This is a genomic window from Haemophilus haemolyticus (assembly GCF_003490935.1).
Lineage (GTDB): Bacteria > Pseudomonadota > Gammaproteobacteria > Enterobacterales > Pasteurellaceae > Haemophilus > Haemophilus haemolyticus_M.
Map to the genome: position 1 here is coordinate 190,971 of NZ_QQGD01000001.1, position 22,289 is coordinate 213,259.

Here is a 22,289-nt window from a genome sequence, read left to right on the forward strand (position 1 = left end):
AAGATGCCGGATTTGACGTCACAGAGTAAAAAAATTTCGATTCAGATTGGTGGGATGACCTGCCAATCTTGTGCCAATCGTATTGAAAAAGTTTTAAATAAGAAAACATTTGTACAACAAGCTGGAGTGAATTTTGCTGCCGAAGAAGCACAAGTTGTATTTGACTCTACGCAAGTAAGCGAAACTGAAATTATAGAGATTATTCATAAAACAGGTTTTTCTGCTCATATCAAACAAGCCAACGAATTACCAATAGAAGAAAAAAATATATCAATCCCTTGGCGATTAATCATACTTTGGATAATCAATATTCCATTTCTGATTGGTATGCTTGGCATGATGAGTGGCTCACATAACTTAATGTTGCCACCTATTTGGCAATTTGCATTAGCGAGCATTGTGCAACTTTGGTTAGCCATTCCATTTTATCGCGGAGCAATCGGTAGTATTCGTGGTGGACTTGCCAATATGGATGTCCTTGTCAGTACAGGAACGCTCACCATTTATCTTTATTCTGCTTTCATGTTGTTTTACCACGACAATCATGCAATGGGACATGTGTACTTTGAAGTTTCTGTTATGGTGATTGGTTTTGTCAGTCTTGGAAAATTTCTTGAAGATCGCACTAAAAAGCACAGCCTAAATAGCTTAAGCATGCTCTTGCAACTGACACCGAAAAAAGTCACTGCTCTGCGTAATGACAAATGGACTGAAATTGCTCTTGACCAAGTAAATATCGGCGAAATCATTCGTGCGAATCAAGGCGAGCGTATTGCGGCAGACGGCATAATTGAAAGTGGAAATGGGTGGTGTGACGAAAGCCATTTAACGGGTGAATCTCGTCCAGAAGAAAAACAGAAAGGTGGAAAAGTATTAGCTGGGGCGATGGTAACAGAAGGTTCTATTATCTATCGAGCGAATCAACTTGGTAGCCAAACCTTACTTGGCGATATGATGAATGCATTATCAGATGCGCAGGGCTCAAAAGCACCAATTGCACGATTTGCAGACAAAGTTGCGTCAGTGTTTGTGCCAGCTGTATTAGTGATTTCACTTGTTACTTTCGCGTTAACTTACGTTCTGACGAATGATAGTGTGTCTTCACTTATTCACGCGGTATCCGTGCTTGTGATTGCTTGCCCTTGTGCCTTGGGATTAGCCACACCAGCATCCATAATGGTTGGTTTAGGTAAAGCGGTCAATGCTGGCGTATGGTTTAAAGATGCAGCAGCAATGGAGGGAACTGCCCATGTAGATACCGTTGTACTTGATAAAACTGGCACACTAACAAAGGGAGAGCTTGAAATTTCAGCACTATGGCAACCACAAAGTGCGGTGTATTCTGAAGACGATTTGTATCGTTTTGCCGCAGCCGTTGAACGACAAGCTAACCACCCAATTGCAAAAGCTATTGTGCAAGCAGCAGAACAAAAAATGTTAGACATTCCCACCGCACTTTTTTCAAAGATGGAAGTCGGTCAAGGCATTCAAGCCGAATTAGAACAAGTAGGAACAATAAAAGTAGGCAAACCAGATTATTGCGGTTTAATCTTGCCTAAAAATTTAGAGGATATCTGGCAAATTGCGAGCATTGTCGCGGTATCTATAAATAATGAACCCATTGGCGCATTTGCGCTGACGGATACCTTAAAAAACGATAGCTTACACGCCATTCAACGCTTACAACAGCAAAATATTGATGTAGTAATTATGAGTGGCGATCAACAATCTGTCGTGGATTACATAGCTAAACAACTCGGCATTAAGAAAGCCTTTGGTGGACTCAGCCCTAGAGATAAGGCGGAACAAATTCAAAAGTTGAAAGCTCTAGGTCATGTTGTAGCCATGGTAGGTGATGGGATAAATGATGCGCCTGCTTTAGCCGCTGCAAACGTCAGTTTTGCGATGAAATCAGGTTCAGATATTGCAGAACAAACGGCCTCGGCAACGCTTATGCAACATTCGGTGAATCAACTTGTGGATGCGCTTTTTATTGCTAGAGCAACCTTGAAAAATATAAAACAAAATCTATTTTTTGCTTTGATTTACAATATTCTCGGCATACCTCTTGCTGCTTTAGGTTTTCTAAATCCAGTGATTGCAGGCGCCGCGATGGCGATGAGTTCAATTTCCGTATTAATGAACGCCTTAAGATTGAAAAAAGTGCGGTTCTAATTTCATTTATTTTTATAGGCAATCGGTGTCGTGCTCGCACCGATTTTTTGTCGCTGAAAATTACCGCACTTTTGATAAAAAAAATTTTAACTTGATCACAATTTTAAAATTTGCTCTTTGAGATTCTCTATTTATCGGCATAACATAATACTCAAATTTTGTTAGGGCATATTTTGCTCTGCAAATTGACAAATTTAAATAATTTATGCTTTGGAGCAAACTATGAAACCAACAGAAAAACTCAAATGGAACAAATTTGATGCAACATGGATGTTAAACCTTTTCGGTACGGCAGTTGGCGCTGGCGTCTTATTCCTACCGATTAACGCAGGGATGGGTGGATTTTGGCCGTTAGTTTTAATGGCAATTATCGTCGGACCGATGACCTATTTTGCTCACCGAGGCTTAGCCTATTTTGTACTTTCATCAAAAAATCCTGGCAGCGATATTACTGAAGTGGTGGAAGAACACTTTGGTAAAACAGCGGGTAAACTTATCACCCTACTTTATTTCTTCGCGATTTTCCCAATTCTTTTAATTTACGGTAACGGTATTACTAACACTGTCGATTCTTTCATTGTGAATCAACTTGGCATGGCATCGCCAAACCGAGCAGTTCTCTCTTTTTTATTAATTGCAGTATTGATTTCCGTCATGCTATTTAATGAAAAAGTGATGTTAAAAATCACAGAATGGCTTGTTTACCCGTTAGTATTAATTTTATTCGCACTTTCTATTTACTTAATTCCAGAATGGAATGGTGCGATGTTACATGAATTCCCAACAGCAAGCAGTTTTGTCACCACATTGTGGCTTACGATTCCTGTATTGGTATTCTCATTTAACCATTCACCAGCAATTTCATCTTTCACTTGCTCACAATTCCGTGAATACAAAACTTTCGATGGTGCAGAACGCCATATCGGCCATACAGAAAAAGGCACCTCAACAATTTTGTTATTCTTTGTAATGTTCTTCGTATTTAGCTGTGTATTAACATTAACACCTGAAGAATTAGTAGCAGCAAAAGCACAAAATATCAGTATCTTGTCTTTCTTAGCGAATAAATTTGATAATCCATATATCTCTTATTTTGGCCCGCTTGTTGCATTCTTAGCGATTACTAGCTCATTCTTCGGTCACTATATGGGCGCACGTGAAGGCTTAGAAGGTTTATATTTAAAAATGAAAGGCGAAGCAGTAAATCGTAAAAAACTCAATTATGCGACCGCACTTTTCTTCTTATTAACGTTATGGGGCGTTGCGATTATTAATCCAAGTATCTTAGGCTTAATCGAATCTCTTGGTGGTCCAATCATTGCGATGATTTTGTTTATCATGCCAATGTACGCGATTCGCAAAATCCCAGCGATGAAACGCTACAGCGGACGGTTCAGCAATGTTTTTGTAACGATTATGGGATTAATCGCTATCTCTGCGGTTGTTTATGGATTATTATAAGCGCCCTTTAAAGTTTAGCGAATTTTGAGAAATTTATGATTAGCGTATTTGATATGTTTAAAGTGGGAATTGGGCCATCTAGTTCCCACACTGTCGGTCCGATGAAAGCTGGCAAACAATTTATAGATGACTTAATTGAACGAAATCAGTTTGAACAAACCGCTGAAATTCATGTGGATGTGTATGGTTCTCTTTCGATGACTGGGAGAGGCCACAGTACAGATATAGCCATCATCATGGGGTTAGCGGGTTATTTACCACATAATGTGAATATCGATATGATTTCAGGTTTCATCGAGAAAGTGAAACAAACTGCTCTTTTACCCATTAATGTTGGTCAAAAAACGGTAAAATTTGATTTTGAAAATAATCTTATTTTCCACCGCACTTTTTTAAAATTGCACGAAAATGGCATGACAATTACCTCTCTTGATGAAAATCGCACAGAGCTTTATCGCCAAACCTATTATTCGATCGGTGGTGGTTTTATTATTGATGAAGCCCATTTTGGCCAAGAAGAAAAAAACACGATCCAAGTGCCTTATCCTTACAAAAATGCAGAAGATATTTTAAAACATTGCAGTGATAACGGCTTAATGCTTTCGACTGTGATGTTGGAAAATGAAGTCGCATTGCATGGCAAAGAAGCTGTCAGTGCTCATCTAGTGAATGTTTGGAAAACGATGCAAGCTTGTATCGAACACGGTATTCACACTGAAGGAATTTTACCTGGGCCATTACGAGTGCCACGTCGTGCCGCATCTCTTTATCGTATGTTGCAAGCAAATACTAATTTGTCCAACGATCCAATGCGTGTAATCGACTGGGTCAATATGTTTGCGCTTGCTGTCAATGAAGAAAATGCAGCGGGTGGACGAGTAGTCACAGCCCCAACTAACGGTGCATGCGGGATTATTCCAGCTGTATTAGCTTACTATGAGAAGTTCATTTCACCATTAACACCTGAAATCATTGAACGCTATTTATTAGCAGCAGGTATGATTGGTTCACTTTATAAAATGAATGCTTCGATTTCTGGCGCAGAAGTGGGATGTCAAGGTGAAGTAGGCGTAGCCTGTTCAATGGCAGCTGCGGGACTAGCTGAAATTTTGGGTGGTAATCCACTGCAAGTATGTATCGCAGCTGAAATTGCAATGGAGCATAACTTAGGATTAACTTGCGATCCGGTGGGCGGCCAAGTTCAAGTACCTTGTATCGAACGCAATGCGATTGCTTCAGTTAAAGCAATCAATGCATCACGTATGGCTTTACGCCGTACCACTAATCCAAGAGTAACCTTGGATAAAGTGATTGAAACAATGTATGAAACAGGCAAAGACATGAACGCCAAGTATCGTGAAACATCTCAAGGCGGACTTGCAGTTAAAATTGTTTGTACTTAAATATAAAAATCTCAATTCAATTTATCGCATATAAAACTAAATCCTTGATTTGATCTGCACCTCAAAAGTTGGGCTAAACAACCAACTGATTAAGGTGTAGATTTTTTATGACTAAATACAACTAATCCTTCAAACAACAAGTGATAGATTTTTATATTTAAAACGGTATAAGTAGTTTACTTATAAAAATATTTTAAACATTAAGACACTGGATTAAACAATCTAATCGTAGTGGAGCCAATGGATTGTCAGTAGTGAGTGATATTCTCAGAATTTAAACTCACAGTTATTCAAGCGGTTAAATACGGAATTTGCCAATCTGCATTGCCAATTCAAGTATAATCACTCATGGCTGTCCCCCTTTGAAAGGCAAGATATAAACGGTTTAATGTCGAAATCTAAAGGGCTCCGAGTATGAAACCTAACTACGCCAAAATGCCACCTAAGCCCCAAATATGAGATAATATGTTGGAATTAGAGAACCTCAAACTCCGTGCGGAGAGTACGATTCTAAAAAGTTGTAGGCTCTCAATCAACAAAAAATACAGAAAAAGCCACAGTCGTAAAGGCATTAAGGTGGAATTTTACGCTTCAGATATTGATTGATTTACTGGGTTTTGCTCACAATGTTTTCTTTTATCATCTGAAAAAAATCAATAAAAATACGACGATATCAGAATAAATTATTCGTATTTATCGTGATAATCATGAATGTTATGGTTATCTTGTGTTACTTTACACTAAAAACTCAATATCAATCATAAAAAAGCCCAACGTATGATGAATTGGACATTAAGAGAAATATAAGAGACAAAAATATCTTAATTACCAAGGTGAAATAGACTGTATTACCGATAATTTATTAAAACACAATTTTGCTACAAGCTGACAGAATGAAAAGTGGGTAACAAACTTCAGCGAATTTAAAGGTATAGAAGGTAGGCTTTATTTATTGACAATTAAGGATTTATTTAATCATGAAATCATTGCCAATGATTTATTAATAAGCCCTAATTTTGAGCAAATTATCTAAATGATATAGAAAGCTTTATCAAGACTTGAGGGAACAACACCTATTTTACATTTTGCTCAAGTGTGGCAATATCAAATGAGAAGTTATCAAGAAATCCTGTTGAAAATTGTATTCGACAAAGTATGTCGATAAAAGGAAATTGTTCAGATAATGTGGCCATAGAGAACTTTTGGGGCTGTTAAAAACAGCGTGCTGCGATGTAAAATAATTTGATACTTTTGAGCCGGTCAAAAAACGATTCATGATTACAATCATAAGCGTATTCAGTGTAAACTAAAAGAACTAAGCTCATTAATTAGAGAGCTTAGTTCTTCTTGATTTAATAGTTTAACTTTTTGGGCTGAGCGATAATTTACAACCCTTTTTTGTTTGCTCTAAAGATTAACGCATGGTCACGAATTCTTCTGAACCCGTTGGGTGAATAGCCACGGTGTTATCAAAATCAGCTTTTGTTGCGCCCATTTTGATTGCGACGGCAAATCCTTGAATCATTTCATCTACACCAAAACCAATACCATGTAAACCCACAACTTTTTCATCTTTACCCACACAAACCAATTTCATTTTGCACGGTTGGCGATGTTGAGTGACCGCAGTGTACATTGCTGTGAAAGAGGATTTATATACCTTAACATTTTCAGCACCATATTGTTCAATAGCTTGAGGTTCAGTTAAACCTACAGTGCCGATTGGTGGATGGCTGAATACAACGGTTGGAACCAAATTGTAATCTAAATGTTCAGTCGGTTTATTATTGAATAAACGCTCAGAAAGGCGACGACCTGCTGCAACTGCAACTGGTGTTAATTCAATGCCGTTTTCGATAATATCGCCTACCGCATAAATGCCTTTCACATTGGTGTTTTGATATTTATCTACTTTGACATAGCCGTGTTCATTCGTTTCTACGCCAGCATTTTCTAAGCCAATTTTATCTGTCGCTGGAACACGACCTGCAGCCCAAATAACACAATCCACAGTAACATCAGATTGACCATCACATTTTACTGTAAGAGAGCCATCTGCATTTTTAACAATTTCAGATGGTGTGGAATTTGTATGTAATTGAATTCCATCTTGCGCAAGCACTTCCACTAATGTTTCTACGATTAATGGATCTTGATTACGCATTGGTGCATGGCGACGTACTAATAAATGTGTTTCCACGCCTAGGCTGTTTAATACACCAGAAAGTTCAACGGCAATATAGCCAGCCCCGATAACAACAGCGCGTTTTGGTAATTCGGTTAATGCAAAGAAACCATCTGAATCAATGCCGTATTCTTGCCCTTTAATGTTTGGACGATATGGGCGACCACCTGTTGCGATTAAAATATGATCTGCGGTTACTTGCTCTTTTGTACCATCAGCAAGTGTTACTTCAATGGTATGGGAATCTACAAATTTTCCGAAACCGTTAATTACATCAATGTTATTTTTTGCTAATACATTGTTATAAGATGTATGAATACGACCAATATAGGCTTGGCGACTTTCAATTAGTTTTGAAAAATCAAATTTTTTCACTTCAACATCAAAACCATAATCTGGCGCATAATTGTTAATTGCTTCTGCAATGTGTGCACCATAAAACATTACTTTTTTAGGCACGCAACCTACATTTACACAAGTACCGCCAAGATGTTTTGCTTCAATAATTACGCATTTTTTTCCATAGCTTGCAGCACGATTTAGAGAAGCAATACCGCCACTGCCACCGCCAATAGCGATGTAATCATAATGTTTAGTCATAGTTTGATCCTTTTTGAACTCAAAAATTTTCTGTATTTTGCCTAATTTTTATGAAGAATGCTATAAATTGATGTAATTGGTTTGATGAATATTTTTATTCTTTTTGAACAGATAATTAGCTTTAGATGATTTTATGTGAAAAGTACTATGTAAAATAAAATGGCATCATAAAAAATGAGAAAGGTTATATTAACCTTCCTCACTTAAGATATATCTAATTAGCTATGCGATTAATTAGAATATTGGTTAATAGCCGCGGATACTTCTTGATCTTGATAAATGTTATTCACAATATCGTTAAATGTTTGAGATAGAACTTTTTGAATTTCGTCATTATCCGCGTTTAATGCGCCTTCTTGTGAACGAGTAGCATTAAATGCTTTGTTATATGAACCTTTTGCGCCTTGAACATAAACAGTTGCTTGAATTTTTGTATTAAGTTTATAACGAAGATTGCCTTGTTCTACTTGCGTAGCAAATTCACGCACATCCACAGTTACCCAGGCATTTGATCCATTGGATTGCCCAATTCTGAAACCTTTACTAATAAGATTTTGTTGCATCACTTGTTGGAATAATTGTGTAACACTTGGTGATAAATTTAATTTAATGAGTTCTCCACGTTTGGTATAGCTCGCGATATCTTGCGTTGTACGGCTATCTTTTGTTGTTACATACACAATCGCATTTTGATTAATATTCATTGTTGCATTCGGTGCTGGTGGTGTGAACGTTAATGTATTTGATTGTGCTTGGCAGCCAGCAAGGAACAGCGTAGCGGCTGCAATACTTACTGCTGATAATGTTTTGATTTTGTTTGATAATGTCATAATTTCCCCAATGAGCCAGTTAAAACTGTGTTATTCTTGCAAACTTCATTGCTAATGTATAGCGTTTCATTGTGATTTTGTGGAGATTTATGATGTCTGTTCAACAAACTATCGAACAAAAAATTCAACTAGAATTTCAACCGCACTTTTTTAGTGTAGAAAATGAAAGCCACTTACATAGTTCTGGTCGTGGCGCGGAATCTCATTTTAAATGTGTGATTGTGAGTAATGTTTTTGAAGGAACGCGTAAAGTACAGCGTCATCAACGTGTTTATCAATTGCTTTCAGATGAGCTTAATGGCGGTGTTCATGCGTTAGCATTGCACTTGTTTACCGTAGAGGAATGGGGCGAGTTAAATGAGAAAATTCCCGCTTCAACGAAATGCGCAGGCGTTGGACATTAATTTTTATGTTATGAAGATGTAACATTTTTTTGATATATCGCAAAAGGTTTTTACAAAAAAGTAGGCGTTTAAGTAGCGAAAAAAGCAGATTTTCGCTAGAATAAGGCGTTTAATTTTATCCAAATTCAATTTCTCGATAATGATGTCTATCGTGAAGTTAACCGATTTGAGTTTTTTATTTTTGTGGCATTAATGTCTTTTAAAAGGCATTTTGCCACGCTCAAACACGAGATTGCATTTAACTTGTTTATCTGCAATTGTATTTTTAACCTTGAAAAGTAGTGCAAACAGTATGATTACAATTAAGAAAGGCTTGGATCTCCCAATTGCGGGAAAACCAGCACAAGTAATCCACAACGGAAATGTTGTGAATCAAGTTGCGATTCTAGGTGAGGAGTATGTGGGGATGCGTCCTTCGATGAAGGTACGTGAAGGTGATGTTGTAAAGAAAGGCCAAGTGCTTTTTGAAGACAAGAAAAATCCAGGTGTGATTTTTACAGCCCCTGCAAGTGGTACTATCACTGTAATCAATCGTGGTGAGAAGCGCGTGTTACAATCTGTCGTAATTAATGTGGAAGGAAATGAGCAAATCACTTTCGCAAAATATAGTGCAGAACAATTGAATACGCTTTCTTCTGAACAAGTAAAACAAAACCTTGTTGAATCAGGTTTATGGACTGCATTACGTACTCGTCCATTTAGCAAAGTACCTGCAATTGATAGTGAACCAGCCTCAATTTTCGTGAATGCAATGGATACCAATCCATTAGCCGCAGATCCTGCAATCGTGCTAAAAGAATTTTGGCAAGATTTCACGAATGGTTTGACAGTATTAAGTCGTTTATTCCCTTCAAAACCGTTACACTTGTGTAAAGCAGGTGATACCAATATCCCAACGGTTGATCTTGAAAATTTACAGATTCATGATTTTGGTGGCGTTCACCCTGCAGGTCTTGTTGGTACTCATATTCATTTTATTGATCCTGTTGGTGTAAATAAAACTGTATGGCACATCAATTATCAAGATGTGATCGCAGTGGGTAAATTATTTACAACAGGCGAGCTTTATGTTGAACGTGTTATTTCTCTTGCTGGTCCGCAAGTGAAAGAACCTCGTTTAATTCGCACTGTAATTGGCGCTAATCTTTCTCAATTAACCCAAAATGAATTAAGTGCGGGTGAAAATCGCGTAATTTCTGGTTCAGTGCTTTGTGGACAAATTGCAAAAGGTGCTCATGACTATTTAAGTCGCTATGCATTGCAAGTATCGGTAATCGCTGAAGGTAATGAGAAAGAATTCCTTGGTTGGATTACACCGCAATCAAATAAATATTCAATTACTCGCACAGTGTTAGGTCACTTCGGTAAGAAATTATTCAACTTCACTACGGCTGAAAATGGTGGTGAGCGTGCAATGGTTCCAATTGGTAGCTATGAGCGTGTTATGCCGTTGGATATTTTACCGACATTATTATTACGTGATTTAATTGTGGGTGATACCGATGGTGCGCAAGCGTTAGGTTGTCTTGAGTTAGATGAAGAAGACTTAGCGTTATGTTCTTTCGTTTGCCCGGGCAAATATGAATACGGTTCAATCTTGCGTCAAGTATTAGATAAGATTGAGAAGGAAGGTTAAAAATGGGTTTAAAAAATCTTTTTGAAAAAATGGAACCCGCGTTTTTACCAGGTGGTAAATACAGCAAGCTTTATCCGATCTTTGAATCGATTTATACCTTGCTTTATACACCAGGTACGGTAACGCACAAAAATACTCACGTTCGTGATGCGTTAGACTCAAAACGTATGATGATTACGGTTTTCCTTGCGTTGTTCCCTGCGATTTTCTACGGGATGTACAATGTGGGTAACCAAGCGATTCCAGCTTTAAATCAATTAGGCAATTTAGATCAACTAATTGCTAACGATTGGCACTATGCCCTTGCAAGTTCATTAGGTTTAGATTTAACTGCCAATGCAACTTGGGGCTCAAAAATGGCGCTGGGTGCAATTTTCTTTTTACCAATTTACTTAGTGGTGTTCACCGTTTGTACAATTTGGGAATTGTTGTTCTCAGTTGTGCGTGGTCATGAAGTAAATGAAGGGATGTTCGTTTCAACCATTTTATTTGCGTTGATCGTTCCACCAACATTGCCATTATGGCAAGCCGCATTAGGTATTACTTTTGGTATCGTAGTTGCAAAAGAAATTTTTGGTGGCGTAGGCCGTAACTTTATGAACCCTGCACTTGCTGGTCGAGCTTTCTTGTTCTTCGCCTATCCAGCTCAAATTTCAGGTGATACTGTTTGGACTGCTGCTGATGGTTTCTCTGGCGCAACCGCACTTTCACAATGGTCACAAGGTGGTCAGGGAGCATTACAACATACAGCCACTGGCGCTCCAATCACTTGGATGGATGCTTTTGTTGGTAACTTACCTGGTTCAATGGGTGAAGTGTCTACGCTTGCAATTTTAATCGGTGGTGCAGTGATTGTGTTCACTCGTATTGCAGCATGGCGCATCATTGCTGGTGTGATGATTGGTATGATTGCAACTTCAACGCTATTCAATTTAGTTGGTTCTGATACTAACCCAATGTTCTCAATGCCTTGGCATTGGCACCTTGTTTTAGGTGGATTTGCATTAGGTATGGTATTTATGGCAACAGACCCTGTTTCAGCATCCTTTACCAATGCAGGTAAGTGGTGGTACGGTGCATTAATTGGTGTAATGGCTGTATTAATTCGTACTGTAAACCCAGCTTATCCGGAAGGCATGATGTTAGCGATTTTATTTGCAAACTTATTTGCACCGATTTTCGACTACATCGTTGTTCAAGCAAATATCAAACGTCGGAGAGCAAGAACAAATGGCTAAGTTTAATAAAGACAGCGTAGGCGGCACAATTCTTGTCGTATTGCTACTGAGTTTAGTTTGTTCCATTATTGTTGCTGGTTCCGCAGTAATGTTAAAGCCTGCACAAGAAGAACAGAAGTTACTCGATAAACAAAAAAATATCTTAAATGTAGCTGGTCTTTTACAAGAAAACACGAATGTAAAAGAAACTTATGCGAAATTTATCGAGCCCCGTTTCGTTGATTTAGCAACGGGTGAATACACACAACAAGCAGATGATAGCCAACAAGCAATTCCTGCTGAAGCGGATAAAGCACGTATTCGTTCTCGTAGCAAAACGACCGAAGTTTATCTTGTAAAAGATGAACAGGGTCAAACTCAACAAGTTATTTTACCAATTTATGGAACTGGCTTGTGGTCAGTGATGTATGGTTTAGTATCTGTTCAACCAGATGGTAATACTATTAATGGAATCACTTACTACCAACATGGTGAAACGCCAGGATTGGGTGGTGAGATTGAAAATCCAAACTGGGCAAGTTTATTTAAAGGTAAAAAATTGTTTAATGAACAACATCAACCTGCAATTCACATCGTGAAAGGGCAAGCTCCACAAGATGAGCATAGTATTGATGGTTTATCAGGCGCGACTTTAACTGGTAATGGCGTACAGGGTACGTTTGATTATTGGTTTAGTGCGAACGGTTTTGGTCCATATCTTGAAAAACTTCATGCGGGAGCAAACTAATGTCTGAAAAAGCAAATTATAAAGATCTGTTGTTAGCTCCGGTTGTTAAGAACAACCCAATTGCATTACAAATCTTGGGTATTTGTTCTGCATTAGCGGTAACAACAAAATTAGAAACGGCTGTTGTAATGGCGATTGCAGTGAGTTTGGTAACAGGGTTATCAAGTTTCTTTGTTTCTCTGATTCGTAACTACATTCCAAACAGTATTCGTATTATTGTGCAACTTGCAATTATTGCATCACTTGTAATCGTTGTTGACCAAATATTAAAAGCCTACGCTTATGGTTTATCTAAACAACTTTCGGTATTCGTTGGTTTGATTATTACTAACTGTATCGTAATGGGACGTGCTGAAGCATTTGCGATGAAGTCTCCTCCCGTTGAAAGTTTTGTAGATGGTATCGGTAATGGTTTAGGTTATGGTGCGATGTTAATTATCGTAGCATTTTTCCGTGAACTTATCGGTTCAGGTAAATTATTTGGTATGACTATTTTTGAAACGATTCAGAATGGTGGTTGGTACCAAGCAAATGGTTTATTCCTACTTGCACCAAGTGCATTCTTTATCATCGGATTTGTGATCTGGGGATTAAGAACTTGGAAACCAGAGCAACAGGAGAAGTAATCAATGGAACATTATATTAGCCTATTCGTTAAGGCAGTCTTCATTGAAAATATGGCACTTTCCTTCTTCTTGGGAATGTGTACTTTCTTAGCAGTATCTAAAAAGGTATCAACTGCGTTTGGTCTTGGTATTGCGGTAACTTTCGTTCTTGGTATCGCTGTGCCGGTAAACCAATTAATTTATGCAAATGTACTAAAAGAAAATGCTTTAATTGAAGGTGTAGATTTATCATTCTTGAATTTCATTACCTTCATTGGGGTTATTGCTGGTTTAGTGCAAATTCTTGAAATGGTATTAGACAAATTTATGCCATCTCTTTATAACGCATTAGGGATTTTCTTACCGTTAATCGCAGTAAACTGTGCGATCTTTGGTGGGGTATCTTTCATGGTTCAACGTGATTACAATTTCCCTGAATCTATCGTGTACGGTTTCGGCTCTGGTTTAGGTTGGATGTTAGCGATTGTGGCGCTTGCTGGCTTAACTGAGAAAATGAAATATGCGGATATTCCTGCTGGGTTAAAAGGTTTAGGTATTACCTTTATCTCTGTTGGTTTAATGGCGTTAGGCTTTATGTCTTTCTCTGGTATTCAATTATAAGGAGTGTAATCAATGAGCGATTCAGTAATTCTTGCACTCGGTATTGCCGCATTCACCGTTATTGTATTAGTGTTAGTGGCGATCATCTTATTTGCGAAATCAAAATTAGTCGATTCTGGTGATATTACTATCGGCATCAATGACGATCCTGAAAAAACGATCACATTACCTGCAGGTGGCAAATTATTAGGTGCTTTAGCAAGTAAGGGTATTTTCGTGTCTTCTGCTTGCGGCGGCGGTGGCTCTTGTGGTCAATGTATTGTTAAAGTGAAAAATGGTGGTGGAGAAATTCTTCCAACCGAACTTTCTCACATTAACAAACGTGAAGCAAAAGAAGGTTATCGTCTAGCTTGTCAAGTTAACGTGAAAGGTAATATGGAAGTTGAACTTCCAGAAGAAATCTTCGGCGTGAAAAAATGGGAATGTACTGTTATTTCTAACGATAACAAAGCAACCTTTATCAAAGAGCTTAAATTGGCTATTCCTGAAGGCGAGGAAGTACCATTCCGCGCGGGTGGTTATATTCAAATCGAAGCTGATCCACATGTGGTGAACTATAAGGATTTCGATATTCCTGAAGAATACCATGAAGACTGGGATAAATATGATTTATGGCGTTATGTCTCTAAAGTGGACGAGCATATTATTCGTGCTTACTCAATGGCTTCATACCCTGAAGAGAAAGGCATCATTATGCTTAACGTACGTATTGCAACGCCTCCGCCACGCCAACCAGATGCACCTCCAGGTCAAATGTCTTCATACATTTGGTCATTAAAAGCAGGTGACAAAGTTACTATTTCTGGTCCATTTGGTGAATTCTTTGCGAAAGAAACTGATGCAGAAATGGTATTTATCGGTGGTGGTGCGGGTATGGCTCCAATGCGTTCTCATATTTTTGACCAATTAAAACGTCTCCACTCTAAACGTAAAATGTCGTTCTGGTATGGTGCACGTTCTAAACGTGAAATTTTCTATCAAGAAGACTTTGACCAATTACAAGCTGAAAATCCAAACTTTGTATGGCATGTTGCATTATCGGACGCATTGCCTGAAGATAATTGGACCGGCTATACAGGCTTTATTCACAATGTACTTTATGAAAACTACTTGAAAAATCATGAAGCACCAGAAGATTGTGAATACTATATGTGTGGACCTCCGGTGATGAATGCAGCTGTAATTAAAATGTTGAAAGATCTTGGTGTTGAAGATGAAAACATTTTATTAGATGACTTTGGTGGCTGATTTTAGTTAATCAATTCATCATAAAAACTGACCGCACTTTGTGATGAAGTGCGGTCAAAATTTAAGGTGTTTTTAGAAAATTTTCTATGATTACAGGTAAGTTTTGTTGAATTTGCCAGTAGTTCACAGATTTAGGAAATCCAGATGAAAAAATTAATAAGCGGTATCATGGCGGTAGCAATGGCATTAAGTCTTGCAGCCTGTCAAAAAGAAACAAAAGTTATCTCATTAAGTGGTAAAACAATGGGAACAACTTATCATGTTAAATACCTTGATGAAGGCTCAATGAAAGCAACATCTGAAAAGACGCATGAAGAAATTGAAGCTATCTTAAAAGATGTGAACGCTAAAATGTCCACTTACAAAAAAGATTCGGAATTGAGTCGTTTCAATCAAAATACCCAAGTGAACACACCGATTGAAATTTCAGCGGATTTTGCCAAAGTATTAGCCGAAGCGATTCGTTTAAATAAAGTGACTGAAGGTGCATTGGATGTAACTGTTGGCCCCGTCGTGAATTTATGGGGATTTGGCCCTGAAAAACGTCCAGAAAAACAACCTACACCAGAACAATTAGCTGAACGCCAAGCGTGGGTTGGTATTGATAAAATTTCCCTTGATATGAGTGGTGCAAAACCGACATTAAGTAAAGCACTTCCTCAAGTTTATGTCGATTTATCATCGATTGCTAAAGGCTTTGGCGTTGATCAGGTCGCTGAGAAGTTAGAACAATTAAATGCTCAGAATTACATGGTTGAAATCGGAGGTGAAATTCGTGCGAAAGGAAAAAATATTGAAGGTAAACCTTGGCAGATCGCAATTGAAAAACCAACTACGACAGGTGAAAGAGCAGTTGAAGCTGTCATTGGATTAGACAATATGGGAATGGCAAGTTCTGGCGATTATCGTATTTACTTTGAAGAAAATGGTAAGCGCTTTGCTCATGAAATTGATCCGAAAACAGGTTACCCAATTCAGCATCATTTAGCCTCAATTACGGTCCTTGCTCCAACCTCAATGACTGCAGATGGCCTATCAACAGGCTTATTTGTGCTTGGGGAAGACAAGGCGTTAGAAGTGGCTGAGAAAAATAATCTTGCCGTTTACTTAATCATTAAAACAGATAATGGTTTTGTCACAAAATCATCCTCTGCTTTCAAAAAATTAACAGAAACAAAAGAATAGTTATGCAAACTTTATTTTTTACTTTAATCGTTTTCGTCGCAATTATATTGTTGATGTCTATCGGATTTATTATCAAAAAACAAAGTTTAAAAGGCAGCTGTGGTGGTTTATCTACCCTTGGTATTGCCAAAGCTTGTGATTGTGATAAACCTTGCGACACGCTTCAATCAAAATTAGATGCGGGCGATGAACAAGCAAAAGCCGAATATGAGCAAAAATTTGCGAAAAAAGATGATGATTCGCAATTTTATGAAGTGAAATAACTTGCTCAAAAATGACCGCACTTTATGTGCAAAATAAACTTAACGGCAAAATTATTTTGCCGTTTTCTCATTCAATGACCAATGTGCTTCGCCTTAACCGAAGTTACGGGAGAACTATGTTAATTTCAAATACTTATAATCAACACTTTCCTCAACTAACGCAAGAGCAGCTTGCGAGAAATGCGACAAAAAAAGTCATTTGTGGTATGTCTGGAGGCGTGGATTCTTCTGTGTCAGCTTTTATTCTTCAACAGCAAGGCTATCAGGTAGAAGGCCTGTTTATGAAAAACTGGGAAGAAGATGATGATACGGATTACTGTACTGCCGCAGCAGATCTTGCAGATGCTCAAGCAGTATGTGATAAGTTGGGGATCAAACTACATAAAATTAATTTTGCAGCAGAATATTGGGATAATGTCTTTGAGCATTTTTTAACTGAATATAAAGCAGGGCGCACGCCGAACCCAGATATTTTGTGTAATAAAGAAATTAAATTTAAAGCGTTTTTAGAATATGCAGCTGAAGATCTTGGTGCCCATTACATTGCAACAGGACATTATGTACGTAGAGCTGGTGATGATGAAAATGCAAAATTATTACGTGGTCTAGACGCCAATAAAGATCAAAGTTATTTTCTTTATACCTTAAGCCATAAACAAGTAGGGCAAAGTTTATTCCCCGTTGGTGAAATTGAGAAACCGATTGTTCGCGCTATTGCTGAAGATCTTGGCTTAATTACGGCGAAGAAAAAAGACTCTACTGGTATTTGTTTTATTGGTGAACGTAAATTTAAGGATTTCTTAGCTCGTTACTTACCTGCTCAGCCTGGTGATATTCGTACTGTTGATGGTGAAATTATTGGTCTTCATGATGGTTTGATGTATCACACGTTGGGACAGCGTAAAGGATTAGGCATTGGTGGTTTAAAAAATGCGGGTGATGAGGCTTGGTATGTGGTCGATAAGGATGTGGAAAATAATGAACTTATTGTCGCTCAGGGGCATGACCATCCTCGTTTATTTTCAAAAGGTTTGATTGCTAGCCAATTACATTGGGTTGATCGCGAACCAATGCGTGAATTATTACGTTGCACGGTGAAAACGCGTTATCGTCAGCAAGATATTCCTTGTGTGATTGAACCAATTGATGATGAAACCATTCGAGTGATTTTCGATGAACCTCAATCAGCCGTCACACCAGGACAATCAGCCGTATTTTACCTTTGTGAAGTTTGTTTGGGCGGTGGTATTATCGAAGAAAGAATATAAAACAAAGATACTAAAAGCGTATTTTATGCGCTTTTAGACTATTTATTCAAACCAAATGACACTTGCCATTCGGCCCGTTTGGTTGTCACGGCGATAAGAGAAGAACAATTCTTTTTCATTGAATGTACAGTGATTTCCACCATAAATTTGTGTAATGCCTAGATTGTTTAATCGTTGAGTCGCGATTTGATAAAGATTACCTAGGTATTTACCTTCTTCTATTGAATCAGGTTGAAAGGCGAGTTTGGCTTTTTCATCTACCGCAACAAATTGTTTTACAACATCAATTCCAACTTGAAATGCTGTTGGGCCAATTGCAGGGCCAAACCACGCGACAATATCTTCAGGTTTAGCCTGAAAGTATTTGACAGTTTCTTCTAATACGCCATCGCATAAACCACGCCAGCCAGCATGTGCTGCAGCTACTTCATTGCCAGATGTTGTGGTGAATAGAACCGGCAAACAGTCTGCAGTCATAACAAGACAAACTTGATTACGAATATTTGTATAAACTGCATCCGCTTCAAGATTTTGTCCTGAATAAGGTAATTGAATTACTCGAGTGCTGTGTGTTTGAGTTAGAAATATAGGTGTTTGTGGCAAACCAAATTTTTCTACTAATAAAGTGCGGTTAGTTTTTACCGCACTTTTGTTATCACCGACATGATCGCCTAAGTTAAAACTAAAATAAGGTGTCAAGCTCACGCCCCCTGCACGAGTAGTGGTAAAGGCATGAATATTCTTTGGAACGTTCCAATTTGGGTTAATCACTTGCATATTAATAATCTAACTCATCTTGATGTTCGAGATAGTCGGCTTTGAGTGCATTAAGCAATTCAACAAAGTCATCAGGTAATGGTGCATACCATTCCATCATTTCACCTGTAATTGGATGAGCTAAGCGCAACATGACCGCATGTAAAGCTTGGCGTTTGAAATTACGCAATACTTCCATAAAGTCTTCACTCGCATTTTTGGGTGGACGAGGGCGTCCACCATAGGTTTGATCGCCTAGTAATGGATGGGCAATATGTGCCATATGAACACGGATTTGATGCGTACGACCCGTTTCCAAACGTAAACGTAAACGGGTGTAGTTACGGTAATTCTCCATAATACGATAATGGGTTACAGCTGGTTTTCCCATTGGATGAACCGCCATTAAAGTACGTTTGGTTGCATGACGAGCCATAGGTTGATCTACTGTGCCACCTTTGGTCATAATGCCTGAAGCGACTGCTTCATATTCACGCGTAATTTTGCGTTTTTGTAAGTCGCGTACTAATTTAGTTTGTGCTGGAATAGTTTTCGCAACAACCATTAGACCTGTTGTATCTTTATCTAATCGATGCACAATTCCTGCTCTTGGTACTTCTGCAATCGGTGGATAATGATAGAGTAGCCCATTGAGCACAGTTCCATTTGGATTGCCAGCACCAGGGTGTACCACAAGATCTTTAGGTTTGTTAATCACAATAATGTCGTCATCTTCATACACGATATTCAATGGAATATTTTCTGGTTCAAAACGTGTCTCATCTTCCACTTCCACGGTGATTTCTATTTTTTCTCCTCCGAGCACTTTCTCACGCGGAATATTGGTAATGCGATCATTAAGTTTTACGAGATCAGCTTCAATCCACGTTTTTAATCGGGAGCGAGAATATTCAGGGAACAACTCTGCAAGTGTTTGGTCTAAACGCTGTCCCATTTGTTCTGGCTGCACTTCAGCCGAAAGGGTAATTTGTGGCATAAATAGCTCTCAAAAATTTTAAAAGTTGGCTTATTGATTAATGTTCTATACAATAGCGGACAATTGTATCTTATTTATTAGTTTTCGTAAAAATTAAGGAAAAAACAATGCGTAAAATAAAATCTTTGGCATTGCTTGCCGTGGCAGCATTGGTTGTTGGATGTTCAAGTGGTTCAAAAGATGTTGAGCAAGCATCAGTAAATGAGTTGTACACTAAAGGTGTTACATCATTACAAGAAGGCGGTTATTCTGAAGCTATTCGTTATTTAAAAGCGGCGACTGAACGTTTTCCTGGTAGTATTTATCAAGAACAGGCGATGCTAGATTTAATTTATGCAAATTATAAAGCACAAGATTATACGCAAGTATTATTGACGGTAGATAGCTTTTTACATCAATTCCCACAAAGTCCGAACCAAGACTATGCAGTCTATATGGCGGGGTTAACCAACGCAGCAACAGGTGATAATTTCATTCAAGATTTCTTTGGAATTGATCGTGCGACACGTGAAACCACTTCTATGCGTACCGCTTTTTCTAATTTCCAAAATTTAGTTCGTGTATTCCCTAATAGTCCTTATGCTCAAGATGCTTTAGCGCGTATGGCTTATATTAAAGATGCGCTTGCTCGTCATGAGTTAGATATTGCAAAATTCTATGCAAAACGTGATGCTTGGGTTGCAGTGTCAAACCGTGTAGTTGGAATGTTGAAACAATATCCTGATGCTAAAGCAACTTATGAAGGTTTATCTTTGATGAAAGAAGCTTATGAAAAAATGGGTTTAACAGCATTAGCCAATGATACCCAAAAAATTATTGATGCGAATAAAGATAAAACTTTTACTCCAATTGAAAAACCAGATGAGCCAGAATTAAAAGTTCCAACTGCTAAATAGTCATAAGATATGAATAAAAAGCCCGAATAATTTCGGGCTTTTTGCTATATATTATCCTCGATGTGCATTTTTCATAATGCGATCTTTTGTTACTTTCCATTCACGCTCTTTAATATCATCTCGTTTATCATGTTGTTTTTTACCTTTGGCTAAACCAATTTTGACTTTTGCCCATGCACTTTTCCAATAAAGAGAAAGTGCTACGATGGTAAAACCGTCTCGGTTTGCTTTGCCAAATAGGGATGCTAATTCGCGTTTGTTTAATAATAACTTACGAGTGCGAGTTGGATCACAAACAATATGCGTTGATGCAACATTTAATGGCTGAATACTTGCACCGAATAAAAAGGCTTCGCCATTTTTAAAAATGACATAACTATCACTAATGTTTGCCTTGCCTGCGCGCATGGATTTGACTTCCCAGCCTTGTAATTCAAGACCTGCTTCAATTTCATCTTCTATAAAATAATCATGTCTCGCACGTTTATTCAGTGCGATAGTATTTGATCCTGGTTTTACTTTTTTCTTTGTCATAATTTTTATACTTTATTTTGCTTAGCGCATTTTATCGGATATCTATTTTTATAGCAAAAAAGATCATCTAGGTAGAACTGGCAGTCGCATTTATTTTCAAACTTTAAAAGATAAAGGGTTTATAGAAAATTCAAGAAAAAATCACCGCACTTTTGTAAGAAAAACAGACACATTGCTGTGTCTGTTTAAGTAAGATAAAAAAATGAATTAAGTTTTGGTGATTTATAGAAAGTAAATAAACGATTATTCCAAACGTTTTGCCACTTTAAGCCAATCAGCTTTAAATTCGCGATGCATATTATTAATTGCATCGATAATATCATGGTGAACAAGTTGTTCATTTTGGATGCCTACGCAGTAGCCACCTTTACCTTGTAGCAATAAATCTACCGCGTATGCGCCCATACGTGAAGCAAGAATACGGTCAAATGCACAAGGAGAACCGCCACGTTGAATATGCCCTAAAACAGTTGCACGAGTTTCGTGTCCAACGCGAGCTTCAATTTCTTTTGCGAGAGAATGAACATCGGTTAAAAGTTCAGTGATTGCAATGATTGCATGGCGTTTACCACGAATAATGCTACGTTCAATTTGTTGAATTAATTCTTCGCGATTAAATTCAATTTCTGATGCGACGATATATTCACAACCGCCAGCGATACCCGCAGAAATCGTTAAGTCACTACAATGGCGTCCCATAATTTCAACGATAGAAATACGTTGGTGTGAGCTTGATGTATCGCGTAAACGGTCGATAGCATCGACTGCAGTTTGTAATGCGGTTTGATAGCCGATGGTATAATCAGTACCTGCAACATCATTATCAATAGTGCCAGGTAAGCCAACACAAGGGAAACCATGTTCTTCGGTTAACAATTTTGCGCCCATGTAAGAACCGTCACCACCGATAACCACAAGTGCATCAATGCCGTGAGAACGTAAAATTTCTGCGCATTTCGCACGAACATTTGGATCTTTAAATTCAGGAAAGCGTGCAGAACCTAAGAAAGTACCGCCACGATTAATCACATCAGATACGCTGTAGCGGTTTAGTTGTTTGATTTTATTGTTGTATAAGCCTTGGTAACCATCATAGATACCAAACACTTCTAGGCCTTCTGCAAGTGCTGAACGTACTACACCACGGATTGCTGCATTCATACCTGGCGCATCGCCACCACTTGTTAAAACTGCAATTTTTTTAATCATATTTACCTACTTTTAACCGTAATTGGAAACTGGCATAAGATTACATCA

20 protein-coding genes are annotated in these 22,289 nt (G+C 38.1%); 14 read left to right on the forward strand and 6 right to left on the reverse strand.

All coding sequences use genetic code 11. The features are described from left to right. Positions 1-3: 3 nt before the first annotated feature. The 3 genes from DV417_RS01030 to DV417_RS01040 all read left to right on the forward strand — a co-directional run bounded on the left by DV417_RS01030 (position 4) and on the right by DV417_RS01040 (position 5,039). Positions 4-2,175, forward strand: coding sequence for a heavy metal translocating P-type ATPase (locus DV417_RS01030; protein WP_118878046.1), 2,172 nt, complete (start codon positions 4-6; stop codon positions 2,173-2,175). Between the two features lie 222 nt (positions 2,176-2,397). Beyond that, positions 2,398-3,636: an HAAAP family serine/threonine permease gene (locus DV417_RS01035; RefSeq protein ID WP_118878048.1), complete on the forward strand. Its 1,239-nt coding sequence runs from the start codon at positions 2,398-2,400 to the stop codon at positions 3,634-3,636. Between the two features lie 35 nt (positions 3,637-3,671). Next, positions 3,672-5,039 carry an L-serine ammonia-lyase gene (locus tag DV417_RS01040; RefSeq protein ID WP_065250236.1) on the forward strand — a complete coding sequence of 456 codons (1,368 nt, stop codon included), beginning with the start codon at positions 3,672-3,674 and terminating at the stop codon, positions 5,037-5,039. Positions 5,040-6,453: 1,414 nt separating this feature from the next. Here DV417_RS01040 and gorA read toward each other — a convergent pair. After that, entirely contained in the window at positions 6,454-7,824 is a 1,371-nt protein-coding gene (gorA, locus tag DV417_RS01050; protein ID WP_118878050.1) for a glutathione-disulfide reductase, read from the reverse strand. 230 nt (positions 7,825-8,054) lie between these two features. Further along, positions 8,055-8,654, reverse strand: coding sequence for a YajG family lipoprotein (locus tag DV417_RS01055; protein WP_118878053.1), 600 nt, complete (start codon positions 8,652-8,654; stop codon positions 8,055-8,057). Positions 8,655-8,746: 92 nt separating this feature from the next. Here DV417_RS01055 and DV417_RS01060 point away from each other — a divergent pair, with 92 nt between their 5' ends. The 10 genes from DV417_RS01060 (at position 8,747) to mnmA (ending at position 17,849) form a co-directional block, all read left to right on the forward strand. Beyond that, positions 8,747-9,058 carry a BolA family protein gene (locus DV417_RS01060; protein WP_118878055.1) on the forward strand — a complete coding sequence of 104 codons (312 nt, stop codon included), beginning with the start codon at positions 8,747-8,749 and terminating at the stop codon, positions 9,056-9,058. A gap of 292 nt (positions 9,059-9,350) precedes the next feature. Then, entirely contained in the window at positions 9,351-10,694 is a 1,344-nt protein-coding gene (locus DV417_RS01065; protein WP_005629172.1) for a Na(+)-translocating NADH-quinone reductase subunit A, read from the forward strand. A gap of 2 nt (positions 10,695-10,696) precedes the next feature. Then, a complete protein-coding gene (locus tag DV417_RS01070; protein ID WP_005636872.1) occupies positions 10,697-11,932 on the forward strand; it encodes an NADH:ubiquinone reductase (Na(+)-transporting) subunit B in 1,236 nt (411 codons plus the stop codon). Further along, on the forward strand, positions 11,925-12,659 hold the full coding sequence (locus DV417_RS01075) for a Na(+)-translocating NADH-quinone reductase subunit C (RefSeq protein WP_118878057.1): 735 nt from the start codon (positions 11,925-11,927) through the stop codon (positions 12,657-12,659). The genes DV417_RS01070 and DV417_RS01075 overlap by 8 nt, the downstream gene beginning before the upstream one ends. Next, positions 12,659-13,285, forward strand: a complete 627-nt coding sequence (gene nqrD / locus DV417_RS01080; RefSeq protein ID WP_005629349.1) for an NADH:ubiquinone reductase (Na(+)-transporting) subunit D — start codon at positions 12,659-12,661, stop codon at positions 13,283-13,285. The genes DV417_RS01075 and nqrD overlap by 1 nt, the downstream gene beginning before the upstream one ends. 3 nt (positions 13,286-13,288) lie before the next feature. Then, positions 13,289-13,885, forward strand: coding sequence for an NADH:ubiquinone reductase (Na(+)-transporting) subunit E (nqrE, locus tag DV417_RS01085; protein WP_005631374.1), 597 nt, complete (start codon positions 13,289-13,291; stop codon positions 13,883-13,885). A 12-nt stretch (positions 13,886-13,897) separates the two neighbouring features. Next, a complete protein-coding gene (nqrF, locus tag DV417_RS01090) occupies positions 13,898-15,133 on the forward strand; it encodes an NADH:ubiquinone reductase (Na(+)-transporting) subunit F (protein ID WP_118878059.1) in 1,236 nt (411 codons plus the stop codon). Positions 15,134-15,277: 144 nt separating this feature from the next. Further along, on the forward strand, positions 15,278-16,318 hold the full coding sequence (locus DV417_RS01095) for an FAD:protein FMN transferase (RefSeq protein ID WP_118878061.1): 1,041 nt from the start codon (positions 15,278-15,280) through the stop codon (positions 16,316-16,318). Positions 16,319-16,320: 2 nt separating this feature from the next. Beyond that, positions 16,321-16,581 carry a (Na+)-NQR maturation NqrM gene (gene nqrM, locus DV417_RS01100; protein WP_118878063.1) on the forward strand — a complete coding sequence of 87 codons (261 nt, stop codon included), beginning with the start codon at positions 16,321-16,323 and terminating at the stop codon, positions 16,579-16,581. A gap of 116 nt (positions 16,582-16,697) precedes the next feature. After that, entirely contained in the window at positions 16,698-17,849 is a 1,152-nt protein-coding gene (mnmA, locus tag DV417_RS01105) for a tRNA 2-thiouridine(34) synthase MnmA (RefSeq protein WP_118878066.1), read from the forward strand. A 42-nt stretch (positions 17,850-17,891) separates the two neighbouring features. On the opposite strand, the gene pgeF is transcribed toward mnmA, so the two are convergent. Together pgeF and rluD are read right to left on the reverse strand one after the other, a co-directional pair. Further along, positions 17,892-18,626, reverse strand: a complete 735-nt coding sequence (gene pgeF, locus DV417_RS01110) for a peptidoglycan editing factor PgeF (protein WP_118878068.1) — start codon at positions 18,624-18,626, stop codon at positions 17,892-17,894. 1 nt (position 18,627) lies between these two features. Then, positions 18,628-19,602: a 23S rRNA pseudouridine(1911/1915/1917) synthase RluD gene (gene rluD, locus DV417_RS01115; protein ID WP_118878071.1), complete on the reverse strand. Its 975-nt coding sequence runs from the start codon at positions 19,600-19,602 to the stop codon at positions 18,628-18,630. A 107-nt stretch (positions 19,603-19,709) separates the two neighbouring features. Between rluD and DV417_RS01120 the strand changes: the two genes are divergently transcribed. Next, positions 19,710-20,498 (forward strand): outer membrane protein assembly factor BamD, encoded by a 789-nt coding sequence (locus tag DV417_RS01120; protein WP_118878074.1) that lies wholly within the window; start codon positions 19,710-19,712, stop codon positions 20,496-20,498. A 51-nt stretch (positions 20,499-20,549) separates the two neighbouring features. Here the strand turns inward: DV417_RS01120 and smpB are convergent, their stop codons facing one another. Further along, positions 20,550-21,032 carry an SsrA-binding protein SmpB gene (gene smpB / locus DV417_RS01125; protein WP_005633362.1) on the reverse strand — a complete coding sequence of 161 codons (483 nt, stop codon included), beginning with the start codon at positions 21,030-21,032 and terminating at the stop codon, positions 20,550-20,552. A gap of 243 nt (positions 21,033-21,275) precedes the next feature. Continuing rightward, positions 21,276-22,241 (reverse strand): 6-phosphofructokinase, encoded by a 966-nt coding sequence (gene pfkA / locus DV417_RS01130; RefSeq protein ID WP_005633361.1) that lies wholly within the window; start codon positions 22,239-22,241, stop codon positions 21,276-21,278. Positions 22,242-22,289 lie beyond the last annotated feature (48 nt).

Excerpts from the sequence above, each read along its gene's own strand:
- DV417_RS01040 (WP_065250236.1), top strand. The coding sequence starts at position 3,672 with ATGATTAGCGTATTTGATATGTTTAAAGTGGGAATTGGGCCATCTAGT.
- DV417_RS01070 (WP_005636872.1), top strand. The coding sequence starts at position 10,697 with ATGGGTTTAAAAAATCTTTTTGAAAAAATGGAACCCGCGTTTTTACCA.
- DV417_RS01065 (WP_005629172.1), top strand. The coding sequence starts at position 9,351 with ATGATTACAATTAAGAAAGGCTTGGATCTCCCAATTGCGGGAAAACCA.
- nqrM (WP_118878063.1), top strand. The coding sequence starts at position 16,321 with ATGCAAACTTTATTTTTTACTTTAATCGTTTTCGTCGCAATTATATTG.
- rluD (WP_118878071.1), bottom strand. The coding sequence starts at position 19,602 with ATGCCACAAATTACCCTTTCGGCTGAAGTGCAGCCAGAACAAATGGGA.
- nqrE (WP_005631374.1), top strand. The coding sequence starts at position 13,289 with ATGGAACATTATATTAGCCTATTCGTTAAGGCAGTCTTCATTGAAAAT.
- DV417_RS01055 (WP_118878053.1), bottom strand. The coding sequence starts at position 8,654 with ATGACATTATCAAACAAAATCAAAACATTATCAGCAGTAAGTATTGCA.
- DV417_RS01035 (WP_118878048.1), top strand. The coding sequence starts at position 2,398 with ATGAAACCAACAGAAAAACTCAAATGGAACAAATTTGATGCAACATGG.
- mnmA (WP_118878066.1), top strand. The coding sequence starts at position 16,698 with ATGTTAATTTCAAATACTTATAATCAACACTTTCCTCAACTAACGCAA.
- pgeF (WP_118878068.1), bottom strand. The coding sequence starts at position 18,626 with ATGCAAGTGATTAACCCAAATTGGAACGTTCCAAAGAATATTCATGCC.
- DV417_RS01095 (WP_118878061.1), top strand. The coding sequence starts at position 15,278 with ATGAAAAAATTAATAAGCGGTATCATGGCGGTAGCAATGGCATTAAGT.
- smpB (WP_005633362.1), bottom strand. The coding sequence starts at position 21,032 with ATGACAAAGAAAAAAGTAAAACCAGGATCAAATACTATCGCACTGAAT.
- DV417_RS01075 (WP_118878057.1), top strand. The coding sequence starts at position 11,925 with ATGGCTAAGTTTAATAAAGACAGCGTAGGCGGCACAATTCTTGTCGTA.
- pfkA (WP_005633361.1), bottom strand. The coding sequence starts at position 22,241 with ATGATTAAAAAAATTGCAGTTTTAACAAGTGGTGGCGATGCGCCAGGT.
- DV417_RS01120 (WP_118878074.1), top strand. The coding sequence starts at position 19,710 with ATGCGTAAAATAAAATCTTTGGCATTGCTTGCCGTGGCAGCATTGGTT.
- DV417_RS01030 (WP_118878046.1), top strand. The coding sequence starts at position 4 with ATGCCGGATTTGACGTCACAGAGTAAAAAAATTTCGATTCAGATTGGT.
- nqrD (WP_005629349.1), top strand. The coding sequence starts at position 12,659 with ATGTCTGAAAAAGCAAATTATAAAGATCTGTTGTTAGCTCCGGTTGTT.
- DV417_RS01060 (WP_118878055.1), top strand. The coding sequence starts at position 8,747 with ATGTCTGTTCAACAAACTATCGAACAAAAAATTCAACTAGAATTTCAA.
- gorA (WP_118878050.1), bottom strand. The coding sequence starts at position 7,824 with ATGACTAAACATTATGATTACATCGCTATTGGCGGTGGCAGTGGCGGT.
- nqrF (WP_118878059.1), top strand. The coding sequence starts at position 13,898 with ATGAGCGATTCAGTAATTCTTGCACTCGGTATTGCCGCATTCACCGTT.